6 protein-coding genes are annotated in these 6,212 nt (G+C 34.7%); all 6 read left to right on the top strand.

The window, feature by feature from the left end:
• A partial coding sequence (locus CHX27_RS15485) for a glycoside hydrolase family protein (RefSeq protein ID WP_094485394.1) occupies positions 1-1,370 on the top strand: 1,370 nt, incomplete at its 5' end.
• A gap of 187 nt (positions 1,371-1,557) precedes the next feature.
• Positions 1,558-2,583 (top strand): hypothetical protein, encoded by a 1,026-nt coding sequence (locus CHX27_RS03565; protein WP_094485395.1) that lies wholly within the window; start codon positions 1,558-1,560, stop codon positions 2,581-2,583.
• A complete protein-coding gene (locus CHX27_RS03570) occupies positions 2,573-3,103 on the top strand; it encodes a hypothetical protein (RefSeq protein ID WP_094485396.1) in 531 nt (176 codons plus the stop codon). Before CHX27_RS03565 ends, CHX27_RS03570 begins: the two co-directional genes overlap by 11 nt.
• 612 nt (positions 3,104-3,715) lie before the next feature.
• Complete coding sequence (locus CHX27_RS03580) at positions 3,716-4,525, top strand: hypothetical protein (protein ID WP_094485398.1); 810 nt, start codon at positions 3,716-3,718, stop codon at positions 4,523-4,525.
• Between the two features lie 107 nt (positions 4,526-4,632).
• Entirely contained in the window at positions 4,633-5,181 is a 549-nt protein-coding gene (locus CHX27_RS03585; protein WP_133063407.1) for a hypothetical protein, read from the top strand.
• Positions 5,182-5,490: 309 nt separating this feature from the next.
• Positions 5,491-6,033 carry a lysozyme family protein gene (locus CHX27_RS03590; protein WP_094485400.1) on the top strand — a complete coding sequence of 181 codons (543 nt, stop codon included), beginning with the start codon at positions 5,491-5,493 and terminating at the stop codon, positions 6,031-6,033.
• The last annotated feature ends 179 nt before the right edge of the window (positions 6,034-6,212 follow it).

Consider the following 6,212-nt stretch of genomic DNA (forward strand, 5'->3'; position numbering starts at 1 on the left):
TAAAATTCAAAATTAGCACCCCAAATGTTCCAACCGGTAAGGCTACGCTTTATGTCGAGGAAGTACAGGCAACTAATGAAACTGCAATTAAAGCCAGCATACAATTAAAATCAAACCAAGAAAACGTAGTTGAAGTAAAGTATACCCAAGGGACTACTTTCGATTTGTTTCTATGGCAAGATGATTTGCTTTTTCGAGCAACATTGAGTTGTGATGGGCTTTCGGCGAAAACTGGGGAGTTTAAGCTTAAGTATGTTATGGATCGAAATAATGAACCATTGCTTCTTCAACGAAAAGATATCTCCGAATTTAGACCTTCCTTAAATTTGTATCAATTTTTAAAAGAAATAGAAAGTCTCGAACGTCCTGTTTATAATAATTCTGGCGAAGTGATAAAGATTTATCCGTATCCTTCAATTGAAGGAGGCTCTCCGACAATAGGCTGGGGGCATAAAATAAAAAAAGGAGAAAATTTTGATAGCGGTATTAGTTTAGGTGAAGCGGAACAGTTACTAATTGAAGATGTACAAACAGAGGGGATTACAAAATTATTAAACTTTAATGGTGACAAGAAAATAACAGTAAAATTAACTCAGTATGAATTTGACGCTCTAGTTTCTGCAGTGTACAATAATGGATACGGCGAGACGCTAGCAGAGGCTATCAATAGAGGACATGGTTATTATTTAAAAAACCCAGAATCGATTTATAAGGGCTTTTTGACACGAATTTATGTAACTAACCCAAGAACTAAAAAGAAAGAGATTTCAAATGGATTAATAAAACGACAAGCTAGGCAAGCTGATATTTTTATAAAAAACCAGTGGCATAGCTATGGAAAAACGGATCCTAAATATAAGTCAGAAATAGATTATGTTAACGCTTTTAAAAAATTTCTCAAATCTGGAGTGTTACCATTTATAATTTTGTTTCTTTCGTACAGTTTAATTTCATGCTACAATAAAAATCCTACTAATATGGACAGTAATGTAGTAAGTCAGCCTTTAAATGACCAACATTACGAACTTGCTCTAAGTAGAATTTATAAGTTTGATGACGGTTTAGGTAACAATAAAGTACTATTAGAGAACTATAGGAAAGAAAAACAGTCTTGGCAGTTTGAAATTGAAAAGGCCTACCTGAAATTGCATGAAAAAGTAAAGAATGAATCTAAGGATGAAGCCGATAGTTTGGAAGCGTATCATGCCGAATGGAAGGAATATTTAAAAAGTAAACGAGCATTTGCAACCAATTATATTAATGACTTTCATCGGTCAGGAATTAACATTTTTCAGATTATGGTTTATTATCGAACAGAATATCAAAGCAAACTTGCGGAATATTATATGTTGCTTGAAGTTGGAAATTGAAAATTAGATTAGAATTTCCAAGTTTAGGTATTAAGCAGGTTCAATAAGAAGCTATATTTTTTCCTGATAGTTCAACTAAAATTTAATGAGATTTATGCCAATTCGGTAAGTACAACAATTTATCTCAATTTTCATTACCACCCCTTGTTGCACAATTTTTGCTGCAAGGGGTTTAACTTCTTAAGTCATGAAACGCGAAACATTCGAAAAACTCAAAGCACTAGGCATACCTTTTGATGCTGATTTCGAGCAGCTAGCCGTACAGCCGTTAGATCGGTTGAAGGAGAATAAAATTGTTAAGAAAGAGCTGGATGACGAGCAGAAGATTTTATACGATATCGAATACGTTACTTTTTTAGATCAGACCCTTTACAACGGCAAAAGAAATAGTGCAAACGGCTACTATTATTTATATGACGGCACGTTCTTAGGAAGCTACGGTCAATCAAACGAGATTGTTGTTTGCGCAAAAAAAGTAACTCGTGAAAACAAAACCAACAAGAAATTATGGTTTGAATTTATTTCACCGATCCGGTTAGCTATTGAGAATGATGAATTTCTTTTTTTCTCGGGTTCTATTTTTGCCGAAAGTGCAATGGGCTACGAAGTCATCATCAAAGAAGAAGTTTTTGCACTTGCAAGTGCTACTGGAAACTTTAAGAGAAGAATAGAAATTGAAAAGAAGAAAAAGTATTCCTACCGCGAAGCATTAGTTTTGAATAGAACCTACGGAGCAAAGAGTCCTAATTACAATAATTTCATTAAGAACCAGGATCGAAATAAAAGTAATAAAATGAAATTGGCTATTGCCGCTGTCATCAATGAATTGATAGGTGGTTATGATTATTCAAACGGTGGTATTAAATGGGATGGCATCGATATTAAAACCGCAAAATGGAAAGATGGATTGAAATTTGCCAGACCCGAGCATGACATTTTTGGCTTAAAAGACAATAAACAAGTCGGTAAAGAGCTGTGGAGAGATTTGAAAAATGGCAAAGAAGTAGATACAATTTGGATCAGGAGAGAATGGGAGTATCGGTACATTACAACTGCTGCATACCAAGGCGAGAATAAGAAAAGAAAAAATGGGAAGTACCCTTATTTTGAAAATGATAAAGTGAATATGTATAGATACGGTACAACTTTTATGAATTTTCACCCTGAATTTGAGCATAATTATCCAATAAGAACCAAAAAAAATGAAGAGTAAATATTTATTGATTACGCTGTTACTACTCTTCATTTTCTCATGTAACGAAAAAGTAGCAAATAAAGAAAACCAGCAAGAATTTGATATTTACGTGTTTATGAAAAATATTAAATCTTCTGATATCTTCCCGGATAGTTTAGTTGTTTTAAAAATAGGTCGTGAGCTTACCTATAAAGACTCACTTACATCGCCCGTGCCAAGGTTTTTGCTAAGTAAGTTTGGTAACATTTTTTCTAATAATAAACGCTACGCAATTGTTTTAGATCAAGGGTATCCGGGTTCATATCTTTGGTTTTTAGAAACCCAATCTGGTTTTGTTAAGTTCTATGAAAGAGATACGATGGACGCAAGCTATATTAAAGACACCATCTACGACACAAATAATGATGGAATCAAGGAGCTGGTGGTGTTTCAAAATCCAGGAGGATCTGGACCAACCTACAGAACTATTCATTATCTAAATAGCAAAGGTCTAATTGAAAAGGAAGAGCAAGAATGGTTAGATGTATATATGCATTAGAAAACAAATTGATCTCGTCTCCAAAGGGCTTACAATGTTTACAATTTTTGCAACAAGGGGTTTAATCCCAAACATCATGAAACGCGAAACATTCGAAAAACTCAAAGCACTAGGCATACCTTTTGATGCTAATTTCGAGCAGCTAGCCGTACAGCCGTTAGATCGGTTGCGAGAGCAGCAGAAACAGCAAACAAAGCAATTAGCCATAACCTATCAATCGAGCCGTGCCGATGACAATTTTATTTATCTAAAATTCAAAATTAGCACCCCAAATGTTCCAACCGGTAAGGCTACGCTTTATGTCGAGGAAGTACAGGCAACTAATGAAACTGCAATTAAAGCCAGCATACAATTAAAATCAAACCAAGAAAACGTAGTTGAAGTAAAGTATGCCCAAGGGACTACTTTCGATTTGTTTCTATGGCAAGATGAATTATTGTTTCAAGCGACACTCACCTGCGATGGGCTTTCGGCGAAAACTGGGGAGTTTAAACTGGTTTTTGTAAAGGAAAAGCAAAAAAAGGANAATTAAAATCAAACCAAGAAAACGTAGTTGAAGTAAAGTATGCCCAAGGGACTACTTTCGATTTGTTTCTATGGCAAGATGAATTATTGTTTCAAGCGACACTCACCTGCGATGGGCTTTCGGCGAAAACTGGGGAGTTTAAACTGGTTTTTGTAAAGGAAAAGCAAAAAAAGGAGTCATTTTGTACTCGAGATCTTACTGTAGATGATGTGAGGAACATTGTGAAAGTTTTGCGGGAGAATACTTTTTTTGCGGAAAAAAATAAGAAAACAAAAAAGGTCGAAAAATTCCCACTTACGCAACTGCCTAATTTATACAGGATTGATAAAATTTTTCATCGCAATTCTGACAATTGTAAATTTAAGAGTGAAGAGGTTACCAATAACAGTTTTGAAAATTTTACAGCACAATTAAATGTAACCCTTTCGAAGTACGAGATAAATAATTGCCAACGTCGCGCACACTTTTTTTCCCAAATTTTTATAGAAACACAATATTTCACAAAAACTGTTGAGGCCGATAATAGTCGGACAGATGACTACGACCCATATAGAGGTCGTGGCTTTATCCATTTAACTTGGCTAGAAAATTATCAACGATATCAAAAGCATACAGGTGTTTCAGTTGTAAATACGGAGGATCTAAATTCAAAAAACTCCTCTGTAAAGAGTTCCAAGGACAACAACACAAATTGTAAAATTGTAAGCACAAACTTAGAAGTTGCACTGGATACTGCTGGTTGGTATTGGAAGTTTGGAAGTGTTTATGGTGACATAAATCTGATTGCAGACAAAGGAACTGTTGAACTAGTTACAAAAGCAGTGCAGGGAGGCGACGGCGCTTTGTCAGAAAGAAAAAGTGCATATCAATTACTTATTAAAATTTTCTCTCAATGAAAAGATTGCTTTGCTTTTTTCTTTTTTTTATTGCTTGCACTAATAGGCCAAGTGATCGGCATGACGACGTTGAGGAAGTAGTACTTCGATCAATCCATGTTGCACCCTTGAAAAATCAACCTTATATTTCGCTCATACAGCGACGCTTTTCTGGTGATACAGCCATAATCAATCGATTTGTGTTAAAAATAAGTTCTAAAGAATACGAATTGAAATCTTATTTTGCGGAGGCGAATCTACGTTGGGTTCCTGACGACACTTCAATTGAACTCCTATCGTTTAAAAAGAGTACACACAGTAGTTCGAAAGCGAAAGATGACTCCAATTTTGTCATCAAGCTAACGCAACGGGGTTATCAAAGCTTCACCTTTCTCGAAAATAGAAATGGCGTATTGTATGTTACCTACTTTTTCGAAACTATCTTTGTGGATGATTCGTGTACGCGCCTAGATGGCGTCTTAGGAAAAGATGATAAAGCCCTCTATTCGTATGCTTGTAGTAGGTTAAATATAAAAGCTATTGATTTTTTTTCAAAAGAATTTATCTTAGATTCGATCAACCTAAGCTGTCAGAAAATTAATTGTAGGTATGGCACTAACCAATGGCAAAACGAATTGGACACCGAAGAGGAAAAATGGGTGAACGAAAACTGGTAACTAGATATAAAATTGCAGTCATTAAGTAATCTAGGTAGAAGTTGAATTTCTTCTGCGACATTTTTACTTTGGTAGTATTGTTAACCTTTTGTTTTGATTCGCGAGTCTATTAATTCAATGAATTCTGAAGTATTTAACTAAGAGCACATGGTGGTGCTTATTTGGGAGATTGAACCTGCTTAGATCCGTTAATACCGTCCTAAAATATTTAAGATATCCTAATCAATCAATTACAGCCGATGCCACGTTTATTTACTAAAATTCAAGATAGTGGCACCTTAATTTCCAACAGGTAAAGTCAGGCTTTAATTGGAAGAACAGCAAGCAAATTTTAAAATATTAGCAAAGTTATTTAATAAAATATTACCTAAGTTTGAGATACATATATGTTTGAGAAAGTTGTATTTCTTAACGCAAGTTTATTTTGAAACACAACGATTTGGTTCTACTTATGAATCAGACGAAAGTGCAAGAATAGCAGGGGCGGATTTCTACCGAGGACGAGGTTTTGTACCTATTACGCATGATTACAGCTATATTGAGTTTTATAAACATCTTTTTTCTAAAGAATCAGCGACAAAGGAATTAGAAGACTTTGTTCCGACAGTATCATCAAACTTGGAGTATGCAATAAAGTCAGTAGCGTGGTATTGGAAAAAGAATAATGTGAACCAAAATTCAGACAAGGATGAAATAGAAAAAGTATCTGCAGCTGTAAATCATCCAAAATTGCTAAATCAACAACCGTTTAAGTCTGACGGAGTAAGAATGTTAGATAAGAGAAAAGAGTATTATAAAAACGGAAGATCTCATTTTATATTCAATGGTAAAAATTTTATGTCGGGAATATAAGTTTAAAATTCTTCTTTATTAGTTCTGCAGATTGAATATAGACTATCAAAATCACCTTTCTGCGATAAGTGCACGCTTTTAAAGAATTATTTTACATCGGTTGCTAAAACTAGAATAGGATTTCCATTGCTGTTGTTAACACAACGTTGTTCTCAGAGAAAATTTCGTTTTGAAAATTC

Source organism: Flavobacterium aurantiibacter (assembly GCF_002251775.1).
In the GTDB taxonomy this organism is placed as follows: domain Bacteria; phylum Bacteroidota; class Bacteroidia; order Flavobacteriales; family Flavobacteriaceae; genus Flavobacterium; species Flavobacterium aurantiibacter.